This is a genomic window from Flavobacterium sp. 11 (assembly GCF_002754315.1).
Lineage (GTDB): Bacteria > Bacteroidota > Bacteroidia > Flavobacteriales > Flavobacteriaceae > Flavobacterium > Flavobacterium algoritolerans.
Map to the genome: position 1 here is coordinate 2,787,852 of NZ_PEFE01000001.1, position 18,796 is coordinate 2,806,647.

The window sequence follows — 18,796 nt, forward strand, 5'->3', positions numbered from 1 at the left end:
TTTAAAATTCCAAATTCTAAAACCTGATTTTCAGTGCTTAGAATTTGGAATTTTTATTTGTAATTACGGGTTTTAAAGTTGCCATTTATTGTATTTATAATTTTATCTTCGCATTTACGTTTTACCTTACATAAGTTGCACTTTAAAGCATGTTAAAAAAACTTTTATTATACACCTCTTTTTTCATTTGTTCTGTGTCTTACAGTCAAATAGGAGGTAAGTATACCTATCAGTTTTTGAATTTGGTCACTTCGCCAAGACAAGCGGCACTGGGAGGAAAAGTAATCACTATTTATGATGATGATGTCAATCAGGCCCATTTTAATCCAGCAACCATAAATGCTGAAATGGACAACCATTTGGCTTTGAATTATGGAAGCTATTTCAAGGAAGTAACTTACGGAACGGCTTCTTATGCGTACACGTACGATCGACATTTGCAAACTTTTCAGGCTGGAGTAAATTATGTAAACTATGGCAATTTTGAAGGCTATGACGAAAACGGTCAACCAACCTCAGAATTTACAGGAAGTGAAATTGCCCTTTCTTTTGGGTATGCCTATAACATTCCCTATACCAATATTCATTTAGGTGCCAGTGCCAAATTAATTTCTTCTACCTTGGAAAGTTACAATTCTTTAGGTGGTGCAATTGATATTGGGGCACTTTTTATAGATGAAAAAAATGATGTAAATTGGGGTTTGGCTATTCGAAATATTGGGACTCAATTTTCTACTTATAATGCTACAAACGAAAAGCTGCCACTCGAAATCATTGCGGGCGTTTCGCAAGAATTAGAAAATGTGCCTATTCGTTGGCATCTTACTTTGGAAAATTTGCAGCAATGGAATATAGCTTTTTCAAATCCGGTCAGGGCAGAATCATCATTTGACGGAACTGAGACTGAAGAAAAAATTTCATTTGTAAATAATGCGTTGCGACATGTAATAGTAGGAGTAGAGCTTTTTCCAAAAAAAGCATTTAATTTGCGTGTGGGATATAATTTTCGAAGAGCAGAGGAATTACGCCTTCAGGAACAACGTAATTTTTCGGGAGTTTCATTAGGTTTCGGACTTAAATTGAATAAGTTGAAATTCAATTATTCGTATTCCAGATACACATTGGCAGGAAATACAAGCCTTTTTGGGTTAACCATTAACTTTCAAGAATAATTGTCTCTTTTGAAAATTATGGAAGGACAGTTTTATTAATTATTAAAATTTAAATATAATATTTTGAAAAAAATTACCATCGCAATTGACGGATTTTCATCGACAGGAAAAAGCACGTTGGCCAAACAACTTGCGAATCATTTAGGATATATTTACGTTGATACTGGAGCAATGTACCGTGCCGTAGCTTTATTTGCCATGCAAAACGGGTACATAAATGCGGATTCTTTTGATAAACAAACATTAATTAACAGTTTGCCAAATATAAAATTGCAATTCAAATTCAATGCTGATTTAGGTTTTGCCGAAATGTATTTGAATGAAGTAAATGTTGAAACCGAAATTAGAACGATTGAAGTTTCCAGTTTTGTGAGTAAAGTAGCTGAAGTTTCTGAAGTTCGTGCCAAATTAGTCGAACAGCAAAAAGAAATGGGAAAAGACAAAGCAATAGTAATGGACGGAAGAGATATTGGTACTGTAGTTTTTCCGGATGCAGAGCTTAAAATTTTCATGACAGCAAGCGCAACTACAAGAGCACAAAGGCGTTACGATGAGTTAGTTAAAAAAGGTGATACAGTAACTTTTGATGAAGTTTTGGCAAATGTAGAAGAACGCGATTACATTGACACGCACCGTAAGGATTCCCCTTTGGTCATGGCGGAAGATGCTATAGAAATTGATAATTCGCATTTGAATCGTGAGGAACAATTCGAGCTTGTGTTGGAATTAGTAAATGAAATTACTAAAACGGCATAATTATTTGCAGATCTCATTTTTAATAGTAGATTTACGCCTTGTTAATTTTTTAAAAATAAAAAACAATTCATCTCATGGGAATTAAAAATAGATTGGTAATAATGAGCTTTCTTCAGTTTTTTGTTTGGGGAGCTTGGCTGATTACCATTGCAAATTACTGGTTTGGCACAAAAAACTGGGAAGGAACTCAATTTGGGTTGGTTTTTGGGACTATGGGAATTGCTTCTTTATTTATGCCAACACTAACTGGGATTATCGCTGACAGATGGATAAATGCTGAAAAATTATATGGAACGCTACATATTTTATATGCTGCGGTTTTATTCTATATTCCTCAAGTTACCACTCCAAATTCTTTTATTTATATTATGCTTTTGGCGATGTGTTTTTATATGCCAACGATTGCTTTGAGCAACTCTATATCGTATAATGCCCTCAAATTAAACAATAAAGATATTATTAAAAATTTTCCACCTATTCGGGTTTGGGGAACAATAGGTTTTATTGTTGCGATGTGGATTACTAATTTAACGGGAAACAAATCAACAGAATATCAGTTTTATATAGCAGGTTTAGCGGCAGTATTTCTAGGGATTTATTCCTTCACTTTGCCAAAGTGTAAACCGCAACGTTTGTCTAAAGAAAATGCTTCTATCATGGAAACATTAGGGTTAGAATCGTTTAAATTATTTGCTGATTATAAGATGGCTTTGTTTTTTGTTTTCTCAATGTTTTTAGGAGGCGCTTTACAGTTGACAAATGCCTATGGAGATGTTTTCTTAGATGAGTTCAAACATTTTCCAAAATATGCTGATTCATTTGTTGTAGAATATTCGACCATAATAATGTCAATTTCTCAAATTTCGGAAACCTTATTTATTCTTGCGATTCCTTTTTTTTTAAGACGTTTTGGTATCAAACAAGTTATGTTGATTAGTATGCTTGCTTGGGTATTGCGTTTTGGATTGTTTGCTTACGGAAATCCAACAAGTGGTTTATGGATGATTATTATGTCTTGTGTGGTTTACGGAATGGCATTTGATTTCTTTAATATCTCAGGGTCATTATTTGTTGAAACGAATACAGACCCTAAAAATCGTTCCTCAGCACAAGGTTTGTTTATGATGATGACCAATGGTTTTGGAGCAGTTTTAGGAAGTTTTACTTCGGGATGGGCTATTGATAAATATTTTACAAAATCATTTAATAATACTACTGATTTGGCTGGTTTCTTGGAAACAGAAACGACTAATCCAAAAATGTTGGAATTTGTTACCGGTCAAGGGAATTCAATTACTGCCGATGGATTGTTTAGTAAAGTAATTTTTATGAAAGACTGGCATACAATTTGGCTGGCTTTTGCAATTTACGCATTGATAATTGCCGTTGCATTTGCAGTTTTATTCAAGCACAAACACAATCCTATGGATGTTGAAAATGTAAGTCACTAAAACAGGATTGAAATAATATAGAACCCGATATTTTTATACGATATCGGGTTTTTTTATACTGAAAAATCAGGATAAAACCTATCTAGCCCCGATGGAGCTGATATCCTCGCATCTCGTCTTTTGGGACGAGAGGAGAGATAAAGGCGAGAGCGGGAACTTTGCTTGCAAAAAAGCCAATTAATTCGCTCCTGATTATCAATCGATTATCTTGTCTGTAAAATTTTGCTGTTTAAGATAAATGTGTTACTTTTGCAGTCCTTTTGGTGAATAAGAGTTTCCTTTAGGGTTCAACTAATTATACAAACAACTTCTGTTGTTTTCTAGCACATTAAGAAACTCGAGAAAATACAGAATACAAATTTTTAATCAGCATGTCTGAACAATTAAAATCACAAGAAGAGTTTTTAGCAAATTTTAACTGGCACAATTTCGAAGAAGGTATTGATGCTGTTGATGAGAAAAACTTATTAGAATTCGAAGAACTAGTTTCAAAAACATTTATCGCTACTGATCAAGAAGAAGTTGTAGATGGTGTAGTTGTTAGAATTACAGATAGAGACGTTATCGTTGATATCAACGCAAAATCGGAAGGTGTTATTTCATTAAACGAATTCCGTTACAACCCAGCATTAAAAGTAGGTGATACTGTTGAAGTATTAATTGACATCCGTGAGGATAAAACTGGTCAATTAGTATTATCTCACAGAAAAGCACGTACTATCAAATCATGGGATAGAGTTATTTCGGCTAACGAAACAGGAGAAATCGTTAATGGTTTTGTAAAATGCAGAACTAAAGGTGGTATGATCGTTGACGTTTTCGGAATTGAAGCTTTCTTACCAGGATCTCAAATTGATGTTAAACCAATTAGAGACTACGATGTATATGTAAACAAAATGATGGAATTCAAAGTGGTAAAAATCAACCACGAATTCAAAAATGTTGTTGTTTCTCATAAAGCGCTTATTGAAGCGGATATCGAAATCCAGAAAAAAGAAATCATCGGTCAATTACAAAAAGGACAAGTATTAGAAGGTGTTGTTAAAAACATTACTTCTTATGGTGTCTTTATTGACTTAGGTGGTGTTGATGGATTGATTCACATTACTGACCTTTCTTGGTCTAGAATCAACCACCCATCTGAAGTTCTTGAATTAGATCAAAAATTAAACGTTGTAATCCTTGATTTCGATGACGAAAAAACAAGAATACAATTAGGATTGAAACAATTGAACGCTCACCCATGGGACGCTTTAGATGCTAACTTAAAAATTGGTGATAAAGTAAAAGGTAAAGTAGTTGTAATCGCTGATTACGGTGCATTTATTGAAGTTGCTGAAGGTGTTGAAGGTTTAATCCACGTTTCTGAAATGTCTTGGTCTACTCATTTACGTTCTGCTCAAGATTTCGTAAAAGTAGGTGATGTTGTTGAAGCAGTTATCTTAACATTAGACAGAGATGACCGTAAAATGTCATTAGGTATCAAACAATTGTCTCAAGATCCTTGGACTGATATCACTGCTAAATACCCAGTAGGTTCTAAACATACAGGTATCGTTAGAAACTTTACAAACTTTGGAATTTTCGTAGAATTAGAAGAAGGAATTGATGGATTAATTTACATCTCTGACTTATCTTGGACTAAGAAAATCAAACACCCATCTGAATTTGTAAACGTTGGTGAAAAACTTGACGTTGTAGTATTAGAATTAGATGTTGAAGGACGTAAATTATCTTTAGGTCACAAACAAACTACTGCTAATCCTTGGGATCAGTATGAAGATTCTTTCGCAGTTGGAACTATCCACACAGGTGAAATTTCTGAAATCGTTGACAAAGGAGCTACTGTAGAATTCGGAGATGATATCGTTGCTTTCATTCCTACACGTCACCTTGAAAAAGAAGACGGAAAGAAATTGAAAAAAGGTGATTCAGCTGATTTCAAAGTAATCGAATTCAATAAAGAATTCAAAAGAGTAGTTGCATCTCACACTGCTATCTTCCGTGAAGAAGAAGAGAAAAATGTGAAAGCAGTTTCTGAAAACACTTCATCTTCATCTACAAATGCACCAGCTGCAACTTTAGGTGATAACAATGATATGTTAGCTGCATTGAAAGCTAAAATGGAAAAATCAGAGAAAAAATAATTTCTTGAAATTTTTTGAATATAGAAAGCCCCGCAATTTGCGGGGCTTTTTTTTGTGCTTTATTTTTTAGGAGCAGTGCAGTTGAATTCGCAATCCACAATCCTCCCGCTGTACGCAGTATCTTTTTATTGTGCAGAAAACCTATTTTTAAAATCAACTTTTGTATAACACAATAAAAAGGATACTTGCTGCCATCGGGGCTAATTAGAACTAATGTCAATTTCATCTCATTCAGAAAAATTAAATTTTTAAAAATAATTTCATTTTTTAAAACCAAACACAATTAAACACCGTAAATGAAATTATATAACTTAAAAAATAGATTTTATGAAAACTAGAAAATTTTTATCCATTGCATTATTTACAGTAGTATTAGGAGCAACTTCATTCGCTCAAAAAACAGTTATGGTTGGTGGAGCTGCCATGTATCCATCTAAAAATATTGTTGAGAATGCTGTTAATTCAAAAGATCATACAACTTTAGTTGCAGCAGTAACAGCAGCCGGATTAGTTGAAACATTACAAAGTAAAGGACCATTCACCGTTTTTGCCCCAACAAATGCCGCGTTTGACAAATTGCCTGCTGGAACTGTAACCACATTATTAAAACCAGAAAACTTAAAAACATTGCAAACAATCCTTACATATCATGTTGTTGCAGGAAAAATGAACGCTTCGGATATAGCAAAAGCTATTAAAATGGGTAATGGAAAAGCTACAATGAAAACAGTAAGTGGTGGAACTTTGACAGCTTGGATGCAAGGAAAAGATTTATACATTACAGATGAGAATATGAATAAAGCTAAGGTAACAATTGCAGATGTTAATCAATCAAATGGTGTGATTCACGTGATTGACGCTGTTGTATTGCCTAAACAATAATTTTTGGATTAGAGGTTGATATTTTGTTAGTCTTAAGAGCCCTGCAACTTGCGGGGCTTTTTTGTATAAAAAAAATCCCAAATCTAAAATTTAGAATTGGGATTTTATAGTATGTAAAAAGAGCTATTATCGTAAGCTGGCTCCAAGTTCAGTTTCAAAATTATTTTGCAGTTTGCTCATAATTTTATCAATTTGCGTATCGGTCAGAGTTTTAGAACTGTCTTGAATAGTAAAACTTAGCGCGTATGATTTTTTGCCTTCAGGAAGATTTTTCCCTTCATACACATCAAATAAATTAATGTCTTTTAAGAGTGCTTTCTCTGTTTGGCGTGCAATATTGTAAATGCTGTCATAGGTTACGTTTTGATCAATTAGCAACGCTAAATCTCTACGAACTTCAGGGTATTTAGGAATCTCAGTATATTTTATCTTAGTTGAAATCAATTTCAAAATCAAAGCCCAGTTAAAATCTGCAAAAAATACTTCTTGTTTGATTCCGAAATGTTTTAATATTGATTTTTTAACTACTCCTAATTCTACCAGTATTTCGGTTCCAACGCTAATAGCAATCCCCTCAGAAAACACATCCGAAGTTACAGGTACATTTTGTGTTTTTTGAATGCCTAATCTGGAAAGGATTCCATTCACATATCCTTTGAATAAAAAGAAATCAGATGGTTTTTGAGCGCTAGTCCAATTTTCTTGATTTCTATTTCCGGAAAGGAATAAAGTCAAATGCTTTTTCTCTTCGTAACCGGCAAGATAGTTATGGTACGTTTTTCCAAATTCAAATAATTTCAAATCAGCATTTTTGCGATTGATATTATATGAGATTGCTTCTAGTCCGGAAAACAACAAAGATTGACGCATGGTAGCTAAATCTGCACTTAACGGATTTAACATTGTCACATTGTTTGCTGGATTCAAAACTTCTGAAAGTTCAACATAAGACGCAGTAGTCAATGAGTTTGCCATCATTTCATTAAATCCTTGAGAATTTAACTGCGTAGCAATCACATTTTGTATTTTGTAGTCTTCATTTCTTGGAGAATTAGAAACCGTGGCATTTAGTTTTTTAGAAAAATCAATGTTGTTGTATCCATATACTCTCAAAATTTCTTCAATAACATCTATTTCTCTCTGAACGTCAACGCGGTAAGAAGGAATAGTCAATCCTAATCCTGCATCTGAAACGCTGTTTACTTTAATGTCCAATGAAACTAATATTTTCTTAATAGTGTCTTTCGGTAATTCCTGTCCAATAATTTTAGCTACTTTACTGAAGTTTAAAAACACAGAAAAGTCTTCAATTTTCTTTGGGTACACATTAACAACATCTGATGTTATTTCTCCGCCGGCAACCTCTTGAATTAATAAAGCTGCACGTTTCAATGCGTATTCAGTAATAGTTGGGTCAATTCCTCTTTCAAAACGGAAAGAAGCATCAGTGTTTAATTGATGTCTTTTGGCAGTTTTACGAATGCTTACCGGATTGAAATAAGCACTTTCTAAAAATATAGAATTGGTGCTTTCTGAAACTCCAGATTTTTTTCCGCCAAAAACTCCTGCAATACACAAAGGTCCTTTCTCGTCACAAATCATTAAATCCTCTTCGTGTAAAGTTCTTTCAATATCGTCAAGTGTAGTAAATTTTGTTCCCGCAGGAAGTGTTTGAACTACTATTTTACCGTTAACTTTTGAAGCGTCAAAGGCGTGAAGCGGCTGACCTAATTCGTGCAAAACGTAATTAGTTACATCGACAATATTGTTTTTTGGATTCAATCCAATAGCTTTCAATCTGTTTTGCAACCAAGCTGGTGAAGGTTTTACTTCAATGCCTGAAATTGTCACTCCGCAATATCTTGGAGCTAGTTTAGGTTCTTTTACGTCAATATCAATTTTCAAAGTTCTTTTATCCACTCTGAAATTGCTCACTGATGGTGTAATCAATTCTACGTTTACACCGCTTTGCAACATTCCTGCTCTCAAATCACGTGCAGTCCCTAAATGACTCATTGCATCGGCACGATTGGGTGTTAAACCAATTTCGAAAACTTCGTCATTTTCAATTTTGAAAACCATTGCAGCAGGAGTTCCAGGCATTAATGCATCGTCCAATATCATAATTCCATCATGGCTTTCACCAAGACCTAATTCATCTTCGGCACAAATCATTCCGTGGCTTTCCTGTCCGCGAATTTTTCCTTTTTTGATTGAAAAAGCAACACCTTCCTTATCGTATAATGTAGTTCCAATTGTGGCAACTGGTACTTTTTGTCCCGCAGCAACATTACTGGCGCCGCAAACAATCTGTACAGGAACGCCATTTCCTAAATCTACGGTAGTTATTTTTAATCTGTCGGCATCAGGATGTTGGATACAGGTAAGAACATGTCCCACAACAATGCCTTCTAATCCGCCTTTTACCGATTGGTATTTGTCAACAATCTCTACTTCCAGACCTAAATCGGTAAGTAGTGCTGCAGTTTCTTCGTATTTCCAGTCTATTTTAATGAATTGTTTTAACCAGTTGTAAGATATTTTCATCTGTCAATTTTAATGAGAATGCAAATATAAGGATTGCAGTTTGGAGAAAGAAACAATTTTTTTGGTTTTTTATAACTGATTTGGTGTATTAAGTAAGAATTTAAAATAAGAATTCAATACTATTAGTTGTAAATAAATATGAATTAAATAATAAATTTAGGTTAAAAAAACTAATATGAAAATTTAATGCTATTAGTTGAATGAATTGTGCTATTCTAAGAATAAGGATGAGGGTATATTTGATAAAACATAAAAAGATAACGACATGGATAACGTGGTAAAAAGACCTGATTTTAAGGCAACATATGATAATTATATAGGTGGCAAATTTGTTGCTCCAATAGGTGGGCAGTATTTTGACGTGGTTTCTCCGGTTGACGGGAAAGTATTTACAAGAGCTGCGCATTCCACTAAAGTAGATTTAGATTTAGCTGTTGATACTGCGTATGAAGCTTTCCAGACGTGGGGAAAAACATCTGTTACGGAACGCAGTAATTTATTGAATAAAATTGCTCAGGTTATGGAAGATAACCTAGAATATCTTGCAACTGTGGAAACTATTGACAACGGAAAAGCCATTCGTGAAACTTTAGCTGCCGATATGCCTTTGGCAATTGATCACTTCAGATATTTTGCAGGTGTAATTCGTGCTGAGGAAAGTTCCATCGCCGAATTGGATTCGCAAACTGTTTCTATAGCTTTAAGCGAACCTTTGGGCGTAATTGCTCAAATTATTCCTTGGAATTTCCCTATTTTAATGGCTGTTTGGAAACTAGCGCCAGCATTAGCGGCAGGAAATACCGTGGTTTTAAAGCCAGCAGAAAGTACGCCAATCTCCATTATGGTTTTGATGGAATTGATTGGTGATATTTTGCCTCCAGGAGTAATAAATATTGTTAATGGTTTTGGTGCTGAACTTGGAAGAGCTTTGGTAACTAATAAAAAAGTATCAAAAGCTGCTTTTACAGGTTCTACAACAACCGGTCGTTTAGTGATGCAATATGCTACTGAAAATATTATTCCGGTTACTTTAGAACTTGGAGGAAAATCTCCAAATATTTTCATGAAGTCCGTTGGTGATGCTGATGATGATTTCTTTGACAAAGCAATTGAAGGTGCGGTAATGTTTGCTTTAAATCAAGGAGAAATTTGTACTTGTCCATCCAGATTATTAGTTCACGAAGATATTTATGATAAATTCATCGCGCGAGTAATTGAAAGAACAGCCGCAATCAAATTAGGAAATCCTTTAGACAGAACCACTATGATGGGAGCACAGGCTTCTTTGGTTCAAAAAGAAAAAATTCTGACTTATATTAAATTAGGAAAAGAAGAAGGTGCGGAAGTTTTAATTGGAGGCGAAGAAAATCATTTGGAAGGAAATTTAGCCGGAGGTTATTATATCAAACCAACACTTTTCAAAGGACACAATAAAATGCGTATTTTTCAAGAAGAGATTTTCGGACCGGTTTTAGCTGTTACTACTTTCAAAACTACTGAAGAAGCTATTGCCATTGCAAATGATACGATGTATGGTCTGGGAGCCGGACTTTGGACACGTGATGCACACGAAATTTATCAGGTTCCAAGAGCGATTCAAGCAGGTCGTGTTTGGATTAATCAGTACCATTCTTATCCTGCGGGAGCCCCTTTTGGAGGTTATAAACAATCGGGTATTGGTCGTGAAAACCATAAAATGATGCTTGGACACTATCGTCAGACAAAAAACATGCTGATTTCTTATGACAAAAAGAAATTAGGTTTCTTTTAGTTAATTACTGATTATTGGTTAATCATAAACCTGGCAGATTGTATAATTTGTCAGGTTTTATTTTAAATTAAAAAAAGATGATAAAAAGAATTGATGCCACAGAAAAAGCAATAGAGTTAATCAAGATCCTAAAGGAAAAACACGGTGATTTGATGTTCTATCAAGCAGGAGGATGTTGCGAGGGAACGCAGCCACAATGTTTTGAAAAAGGCGGATTTTATCAGCGAATGGGTGATGTATGTATTGGTATAATTGAAGAAACTGAATTTTGGGTTGACAAAGATTTATTCGAATATTGGAAACATGCTCATTTTACTTTGGATGTAATTGATGCGTTTGGAGTGGGAGGATTTTCCTTAGAAACGCCATTGAAAAAAACATTCCGAATTGAATATAGAATTTTTACTCCGGAAGAAGAATTATCGCTTGAGCCAGTGACATTTATTGAATAGTCTAGTTTACGTACAGTAATTGATATTGTTTTGGGGTAATTCCTTCATGTTTTTTAAACAAACGAATGAAGTAATTACAATCTTCAAATCCTGATAAGTAACAAACCTCATTAATTTGTATCGAAGGGTTTTTCAGCAACTGTTTGGCGCATTTCATTTTTTCGCTAATCACAAATTCTATAGGGCTCATGCCTAATTCTCTTTTGAAAAAACGATAGAAAGAAGTCGTACTCATGCAGGCTTTCTCGCTCAGATGTTTCATGCTTATATTTTCCTTCAAATTCAATCGGATGAATTCTACGACTTGTGTAATAGGATTTTTTGGATCGGCAAATAAACCGTCGTCTATTGCTTTTGCAGTTTGTGTCTGAATAATTCTAATTAATAATTCCTGCAAAGTCAAATCGGCTAAAGCATCTTTAGTAATTGACGTGCTCATGCATTCTTTAATCAATTTATTAATCGTCGTTGCCAATTCCACATTGTTGTAAAAGAAATAATTTTGGTAATTCAATTTCCAGAATTGGTCTTTTCCTTCTTTTGGGTAGCGTTCGTTTAAAAACTGTAAAGTATCGGTAATTTTAGTTTGGTCTATCGCCAAAGCCAAACACTGCGTCGGATTATTTTTTGAAGCTTCCGGAAAATCGATTTTCATTTCCACATTAGAAGGAATAACGACGGTTTCACCCGGTAAATAGACAAAACTTGGATCGTCAAAAAGATGCATTATTTTTTGCCTCGCAACATGCTTGTAACGACCAAATCATTAAATTTCAAAGGAACTAATGCCGAAGATTCATACGTTTCAAAAAGGTTCAGTTCACAATGTTTTAAAGAGTAAACGGTTCTGTTTTCAACTAATGTTTTTAACGATTTCTCGTTTGATAAATGCGGTGGATTTATAAAAGCGCGGTTACTATTCATAGTTTTAAGCTTTAAAAAGGCAAAGCTTAAATTTAATGAAAATAATTAGAACCGGAACACTGTTTAACAAAATTTAAATTAATTCTTCCACATGTTTTTTGATGTTCTCCGCAATTTTATGAGTTGGTAAATCATTCTCATCGCTTCCAAAAGGATCTTCAATTTCCTCAGCAATTAGCTCTAAACTTGCCAAAACATAAAAAATAAATACCACAACAGGAACTACATAATAACCCAAACTAAAAGAATATCCAAAAGGCAGTGTCATGACATAAAAGAAGATGAATTTTTTAAGGAAGGCACTGTAGGAGTAGGGAATAGGCGTGTTTTTGATTCGTTCGCAAGCGCCGCAAATATCAGTAAATGATTTTACTTCTTCGTTTAAAATAATCAGTTGATCACCGGTTATTTTTTTGGAATCGTATAAATCATTAATCTTCTGAAATAACATTTTAGCGACTTGATTAGGTTTGTGTTTGTGATGATCTATTTCTAAATCAACATCTTCAAACAATTGTTTGCTGGTATCATTATCATTCAAATGTTTATGCAAAATGGAAGCATAACCGGGAATCATTTTTCGAAAGTATTTGCGATCTTTTTCATCATGCAATATTGCAGATAATTTAATGGCAAAATTACGACTGTTGTTTACTAAAGCACCCCACATTTTGCGTCCTTCCCACCAACGGTCATAGGCAGTATTGGTTCTGAAAACCAGCAATAATGAAATCACGAAGCCAAGCATTCCGTGCATGATTGTAATATTCTTTACATAACTGTTGTCAGCTAATTTCCAATATTCAACCTCTAAATAACCGATAATTCCAGAATAGATTCCAATAGCGAGCATTATTGGCATTAATGTTCTAAAAGTGTCCGCTTTGTGGAAACGAAAAATAAAAGTAAACCAGTCTTTTGTATTATATGAAACCATTTAAGATACTATTTTTAGCAAAAGTAAATTAAAAATTAAGATTTCCTGCTAATTCTCGAAGTGCAATTTCAGATAATTTTCCTTGAAATTGAGCATTGCTGTAACGCACTTTGGCATTCACATAATTCAATTGAGCGGTTCTGAATTCTAAAGTAGTTATCGTCCCAATTCTGAATTTGTCTAAAGTAATATTTAGATTTTGTTTCGCAATCGATTCATTTTTTTCTTCTAAAGCAATCAATTCTAAATTAGTTAAATACGTTTGATAGGAAGTAGCTAATTGTGAGTTTAAAGCTAAATTTTGCTGATCTATATTTAATTTAGAATTTTCAATTTGAATTTTGGCAATTTTTTCATTTCGGTGCTGTGCAAAACCATCAAATATATTCAAGGAAGCACTAAAACCATAGTTCAAACCTCTTGATTGTGCTTGTGCCACAAACCCAAGACTCGATTGACTTTCTGAAAAATTGTAGGCGGTATTTACTCGAACAGTAGGATAACGTGCCGCTTTAATTTGTTTTAATTCTAATTCAGCTACTCTTTTATTGATGATTTGGGCTTCTAATTGTGGGTTTTGTTTTTCAGCTAAGGCAGTAAGTTCCGACAGTAATAATAATCCATCTACTTGAAGTTGATCAATTACTTTGAAATCAGTGGCAACATCTCTGGCCAATAGTTGGTTTAATAAAATCTTGCTGTTAGCATACAATTCTTTTTGTCTTAACAATGCAACCTGATCGGTATTCAAATCTACTTGAGCATTCAAAACTTCTAATTTAGAGGCTTTTCCAATGGTAAATCTGTTTTGTGCCAAAGTCAATCGCTGGTTTGAAATAACAATTGTAGAATCCAAAGCGGCCAATTGCTGCTGTTGTTGAACCAAATTATAATATGCAGCATTCACGTCGCTGATTCGTGTGATTACAGTCAGTTTTAGTTGTGCTTCACCTAATTTTTGCAATTCTTTCAACTGATCCAGTCTGGCAAACATTCGCATTCCATCAAAAATAGTCCAATCCAATCCGACTCCATACGTTAAACTATTGTTTTTAGCATTGTCTAATTCGGTTTCTGTTCCGTCCTGACGCGTTTGTGAACTATTCTGAATGCTGTTGTTATCCACAACTGTTGCAGTAACTGTGGGTAACATTCCTGCATTTCCAATAGCTACATTTGTTTTTTCAATGGTTAAATTGTTGGTGGCAATTTTTATTTCGTAATTGTTTTCCAATGCAATTTTTACTGCGCTTTCCAATGTCAAAACTTCTTGCGCATTGGTTTTAACTACACAAAATAAGAGTAGTATAAAGCTTTGAAATAGTATTTTAGTATGTTTCATAATTATATTTTTTAGCCACGAATCAATGAATTTTATATAAAAAATTCTGATAAATCTATTTAATTCGCGTCATCAGCGTTCCATTCAAATTATTTAACTTCTTTTTCATATTCTTCAATATGATCAAACTCAGGATAATGTTTTCTGGCTTTAGACCACATTAAATACATTGCAGGAATAACGAATAACGTTAAAACCAAAGAGAAAATAGTTCCTCCAACGATTACAACTCCCATCCCAATTCTACTGGTTGAAGCTGCTCCAAGTGACATAGCAATTGGTAAAGCTCCTAATGAAATAGCCAAACTTGTCATCAAAATAGGTCTTAATCTCGCTTCCGAAGCTTCTAATATAGCTTCCATTTTTGGTTTCCCTTGTTCTCGAAGCTGGTTCGCAAACTCGACAATTAAGATTCCGTTCTTGGTTACCAAACCAATAAGCATTACAGTTCCAATTTGGCTGAAAATATTCCAAGTCTGGTCAAACAACCATAATGAGAATAGTGCTCCTGCAACGGCCATTGGAACGGTTAAAATAATAATAAAAGGATCAATAAAGCTTTCAAATTGTGCCGCCAAAATCAAAAATATTAATACTAAAGCCAATCCAAATGCAAAAGCAGTATTCGAACTACTTTCAACAAAATCTCTGGATTCTCCTCCTAAATCAGTGGTAAACGTATCGTCAAGAACTTTAGCTTTAATTTCATTCATCGCATCAATTCCATCGCTTATACTTTTGCCTGGAGCGAGACCTGCAGAAACAGTTGCAGCCATGTATCGATTGTTGTGGTACAATTGTGGCGGATTACTTTTTTCTTCAATAGTTACCACATTATCCATTTGGATTAATTGTCCCAAATTATTTTTGACATACATTGAGGTTAAATCCAATGGTTTCGAACGGTCTTTTTGGTCAAATTGTCCAATAACTTGATACTGTTTTCCATTTCTCATGAAATAACCAAAACGTTGTCCGCTCAAGGAAAGCTGTAAGGTTTGTGCAATATCAATAACTGAAATTCCTAAACTTTCGGCTTTTTCTCGGTCAATGGTTACATTAACTTCTGGTTTGTTGAATTTTAAATTGACATCACTAACCGCAAAAGTTGGGTTTTTAGCTACTTCATCCATAAAAACAGGAATTTTTTCTTCCAGTTTTTTAAAGTTTGGCGCTTGTATGATATATTGAATCGGCAATCCACCGCGTCTGTTTACAGCAATTGTTGGTTGCTCAATTACGGACGTTTTTGCATCTGGATATTGTTTGGTCCATTTGGTTAATTTCTCTGCAATTTCTTTTTGAGAATCTTTTCTTTCATCAGGTTGAACCAATGATACCCGAATAAAACCACTATTTACGGATGAAGATCCAAAACCAGGAGACGTGATAACCAAGGCTACTTTTTTACCGGGAATCGAGTCATCTACTAATTGAGATACTTCCTGCATAAAGCGATCTGTATATTCATAAGAAGAACCTTCGGGTGTAGACATACGCAATACAAAACCACTACGGTCATCATAAGGTGCGGTTTCTTTTTGCAAAAGGTTGAAAAACAAGTAAATTAATCCAAAACAAGCAATCAAAATAGGGAAACTCAACCATTTTTTCTTCATAAAACGGTCTAATGCACTGGCGTAACCACTGTTTAGTTTTTGGAAATAAGGTTCTGTACGAATGTAGAATTTTGATTTTTTTTGTTCGCCGCCTTTCATTAAATAGGCGTTCAACATTGGCGTTAATGTCAACGATACAAAAGCTGAAATTAATACCGCAGCACCTATGACGACGCCAAATTCCCTAAACAATCGCCCGACAAATCCTTCGAGGAAAATCACTGGAAGAAATACCGCTGCCAAGGTTATCGAAATCGAAATTACCGCAAAGAATATTTCGTTAGATCCTTTGATGGCTGCCTCGATAGGCGTCATGCCTTCTTCTACTTTTTTGAAAATATTCTCGGTGACTACAATTCCATCATCGACCACCAATCCTGTTGCCAAAACGATAGCCAATAAAGTCAATACATTAATGGAAAACCCGAAAAGCCACATGATAAAGAAAGTAGCAATCAACGAAACTGGAATATCAATCAATGGTCTAAAGGCAATCGCCCAATCCCTAAAGAATAAATAGATAATCAAAATCACCAGAATTATTGAAATTCCCAATGTTTCAGCAACTTCGATAACTGATTTTTTTACAAAAATAGTATTGTCAATGGCAATATTAAGTTTAATATCCTTTGGTAAATCCTTTTTTAAACGTTCGAATTCTTTATAGAAAGCAGTAGAAATATCCAAATAATTAGCTCCTGGAAGTGGTACAATAGCAACACCAACTAAGGGCGTACCTGATTGCGTCATTTTGGTTTCCGTATTTTCTGGTCCAAGACTTGCTAATCCCACATCGCTAAAACGAACTACTTTTTCCCCTTCGGTACGAATAATAATATTGTTAAATTCTTCAGCTGTAGAAAGGTTTCCCACTGTTTTTACCGTCAATTCGGTATTGTCTCCAGTTAGTTTTCCAGAAGGCAATTCTACATTTTGTTTGTTCAATGCATCTCTCACTTCAGAAACGGTGCAACCATAAGCAGCTAGTTTTATGGGATCAATCCACAGACGCATTGCGTATCTTTTTTGTCCCCAAATTTGGACACCACTCACACCGGGAATCGTTTCTAGACGTTGTGAAATTACATTTTCGGCGTAATCGCTTAATTCTAATGCGTTTCTCGTATCACTTTGAACTGTCATTGAAATAATTGCCTCACCATTGGCATCAGCCTTAGAAACTACAGGCGGAGAGTCGATATCTTGTGGAAGGTTTCTAACGGCTTGAGAAACTTTATCTCGCACATCATTTGCGGCTTCTTCCAGATCTTTGTCCAGATTAAACTCGATGGTGATGTTACTGCTTCCTTGCGCACTCGAAGAAGTGACATTTCTAATCCCATCAATGGAATTGATTGCTTTTTCTAACGGTTCTGTAATTTGTGACTCAATAATATCAGCATTTGCGCCGGCATATCGAGTACTGATGGAAACTTGTGCAGGATCAATCGATGGAAATTCTCGAACGCCCAGGAAGGTGTAGCCAATGATTCCAAACAATACGATGGATAAATTGATTACTATTGTAAATACGGGTCTTCTAATACTTGTTGTAGATAAACTCATTTAGATTTTAGATTTTTGATTGCTGATTTTAGATTGTAGATGGCTCTGAAGGAATCTAATATCTCAATCTATTTAATTTTAACGGTCACCGGAGTTTCATTTTTTAGAGACATAACACCACTGGTAATAATGGTATCACCTGCTTTCAAACCCGAAAGTACTAAAATAGAAGCATCCGTTCTTGTGGCAGTTTCTATCATCACTTCTTTGGCTTGACCATTGCTGGAGATGAAAACTTTTTTACCGTTTTGCACCGGAATAATAGCTTCTGTAGGTACAACGATGGCATCTTTTATGATGTCCAAAGGCAATTCGACATCAGCAAATGTTCCCGGTAATAATTTTCCGTTTTTATTTTCGGCAATCGCACGAACTTGTAATGTTCTGGTCGCTACGGCAACTTCTGGTTCAATAGCATATACTTTAGCGGTATATTTTTCAGTAGAACCCGAAACGGTAAAAGTGATATAGGTATTCGTTTTTACTTGACTGGCGTATTTTTCAGGGATTGAAAAAGTGATCTTTAATTTTCCTGTATTTACTAGTTTCGCTACCAAAATTGTAGGTGTAATGTAGGTTCCCGGCGAAATAGAACGCAATCCGATTCTTCCTGAGAATGGTGCTCTAACCGATGTTTTTGCAATTTGTGCTTTTATCAACTGACTTTGTGCTTGTGCAGATTTTAAATCGGCTCTGGCCAAATCATATTCTTCCTGACTGATGGCTTCTTTTTGTAATAACAATTTAGCTCTTCTTTCGTTTTCCGAAGCCAATCCTTCTCTGGTTGACGTTTGTCTCAATTGTGCTCTTAATTCTAAATCATTTACTTTAAAAAGTAGCTGTCCTTTGCTTACATTACTTCCTTCCTGAAAATAAATAGCCTCTACAATTCCAGAAACTTCACTGCGAATTTCTACTTGTTCATTGGCTTCAATTGAACCTGAAAGGGATAAGTTATTGTCAAAAGTTTGTGGGATTGCCACAATTCCGTTAACGCTCATGGATTTGCCTTTTCCTTTTTGATCTTTCGAATCGGCATTTTTATTTTTGTTTTCTGTGATTCGGTAGCCAATAAATCCAATGATTCCAATGGTCAACAAGGCATAAACTAGGTATTTGATTTTCATAGGTATAGAGTAATGTAGGATTAGGTTTCAGTAATTTTAGTTAAAAACAAATTTAGGTTTTAGAAATGGCAATTATGATCTTGTTAATTTTTATTTAACGTTT

14 protein-coding genes are annotated in these 18,796 nt (G+C 34.7%); 7 read left to right on the forward strand and 7 right to left on the reverse strand.

Going from position 1 to position 18,796, the window contains the following annotated elements; genetic code table 11:
- The first annotated feature begins 149 nt into the window (after window positions 1-149).
- The 5 genes from porQ to CLV00_RS12170 all read left to right on the forward strand — a co-directional run bounded on the left by porQ (window position 150) and on the right by CLV00_RS12170 (window position 6,408).
- The gene (gene porQ, locus CLV00_RS12145) at window positions 150-1,172 is read left to right on the forward strand and encodes a type IX secretion system protein PorQ (RefSeq protein WP_099715434.1); all 1,023 of its coding nucleotides are present in this window, start codon (window positions 150-152) and stop codon (window positions 1,170-1,172) included.
- Window positions 1,173-1,235: 63 nt separating this feature from the next.
- On the forward strand, window positions 1,236-1,928 hold the full coding sequence (gene cmk, locus CLV00_RS12150; RefSeq protein ID WP_099715435.1) for a (d)CMP kinase: 693 nt from the start codon (window positions 1,236-1,238) through the stop codon (window positions 1,926-1,928).
- 74 nt (window positions 1,929-2,002) lie between these two features.
- Window positions 2,003-3,379, forward strand: coding sequence for a nucleoside permease (locus tag CLV00_RS12155; RefSeq protein WP_099715436.1), 1,377 nt, complete (start codon window positions 2,003-2,005; stop codon window positions 3,377-3,379).
- 371 nt (window positions 3,380-3,750) lie between these two features.
- The gene (gene rpsA / locus CLV00_RS12160; protein WP_099715437.1) at window positions 3,751-5,526 is read left to right on the forward strand and encodes a 30S ribosomal protein S1; all 1,776 of its coding nucleotides are present in this window, start codon (window positions 3,751-3,753) and stop codon (window positions 5,524-5,526) included.
- Window positions 5,527-5,853: 327 nt separating this feature from the next.
- On the forward strand, window positions 5,854-6,408 hold the full coding sequence (locus tag CLV00_RS12170) for a fasciclin domain-containing protein (protein WP_099715439.1): 555 nt from the start codon (window positions 5,854-5,856) through the stop codon (window positions 6,406-6,408).
- 126 nt (window positions 6,409-6,534) lie between these two features.
- Here CLV00_RS12170 and pheT read toward each other — a convergent pair whose 3' ends face one another.
- Window positions 6,535-8,955 carry a phenylalanine--tRNA ligase subunit beta gene (gene pheT / locus CLV00_RS12175; RefSeq protein ID WP_099715440.1) on the reverse strand — a complete coding sequence of 807 codons (2,421 nt, stop codon included), beginning with the start codon at window positions 8,953-8,955 and terminating at the stop codon, window positions 6,535-6,537.
- A 265-nt stretch (window positions 8,956-9,220) separates the two neighbouring features.
- On the opposite strand from pheT, the gene CLV00_RS12180 reads away from it, so the two are divergent.
- Window positions 9,221-10,726 (forward strand): aldehyde dehydrogenase family protein, encoded by a 1,506-nt coding sequence (locus tag CLV00_RS12180; RefSeq protein ID WP_099715441.1) that lies wholly within the window; start codon window positions 9,221-9,223, stop codon window positions 10,724-10,726.
- A 77-nt stretch (window positions 10,727-10,803) separates the two neighbouring features.
- On the forward strand, window positions 10,804-11,178 hold the full coding sequence (locus CLV00_RS12185) for a DUF779 domain-containing protein (RefSeq protein ID WP_099715442.1): 375 nt from the start codon (window positions 10,804-10,806) through the stop codon (window positions 11,176-11,178).
- Window position 11,179: 1 nt separating this feature from the next.
- On the opposite strand, the gene CLV00_RS12190 is transcribed toward CLV00_RS12185, so the two are convergent.
- The 6 genes from CLV00_RS12190 to CLV00_RS12210 form a co-directional block, all read right to left on the reverse strand.
- Window positions 11,180-11,905 (reverse strand): AraC family transcriptional regulator, encoded by a 726-nt coding sequence (locus CLV00_RS12190; RefSeq protein ID WP_233206900.1) that lies wholly within the window; start codon window positions 11,903-11,905, stop codon window positions 11,180-11,182.
- Window positions 11,905-12,102, reverse strand: coding sequence for a hypothetical protein (locus CLV00_RS16585; protein ID WP_233206901.1), 198 nt, complete (start codon window positions 12,100-12,102; stop codon window positions 11,905-11,907). Before CLV00_RS16585 ends, CLV00_RS12190 begins: the two co-directional genes overlap by 1 nt.
- A gap of 73 nt (window positions 12,103-12,175) precedes the next feature.
- Entirely contained in the window at window positions 12,176-13,039 is an 864-nt protein-coding gene (locus CLV00_RS12195) for a bestrophin family protein (protein WP_099715443.1), read from the reverse strand.
- 28 nt (window positions 13,040-13,067) lie between these two features.
- The gene (locus CLV00_RS12200) at window positions 13,068-14,381 is read right to left on the reverse strand and encodes a TolC family protein (RefSeq protein ID WP_099715444.1); all 1,314 of its coding nucleotides are present in this window, start codon (window positions 14,379-14,381) and stop codon (window positions 13,068-13,070) included.
- Between the two features lie 89 nt (window positions 14,382-14,470).
- The gene (locus CLV00_RS12205) at window positions 14,471-17,566 is read right to left on the reverse strand and encodes an efflux RND transporter permease subunit (RefSeq protein ID WP_099715445.1); all 3,096 of its coding nucleotides are present in this window, start codon (window positions 17,564-17,566) and stop codon (window positions 14,471-14,473) included.
- A 68-nt stretch (window positions 17,567-17,634) separates the two neighbouring features.
- Window positions 17,635-18,693 (reverse strand): efflux RND transporter periplasmic adaptor subunit, encoded by a 1,059-nt coding sequence (locus CLV00_RS12210; RefSeq protein ID WP_099715446.1) that lies wholly within the window; start codon window positions 18,691-18,693, stop codon window positions 17,635-17,637.
- Window positions 18,694-18,796: the final 103 nt, after the last annotated feature.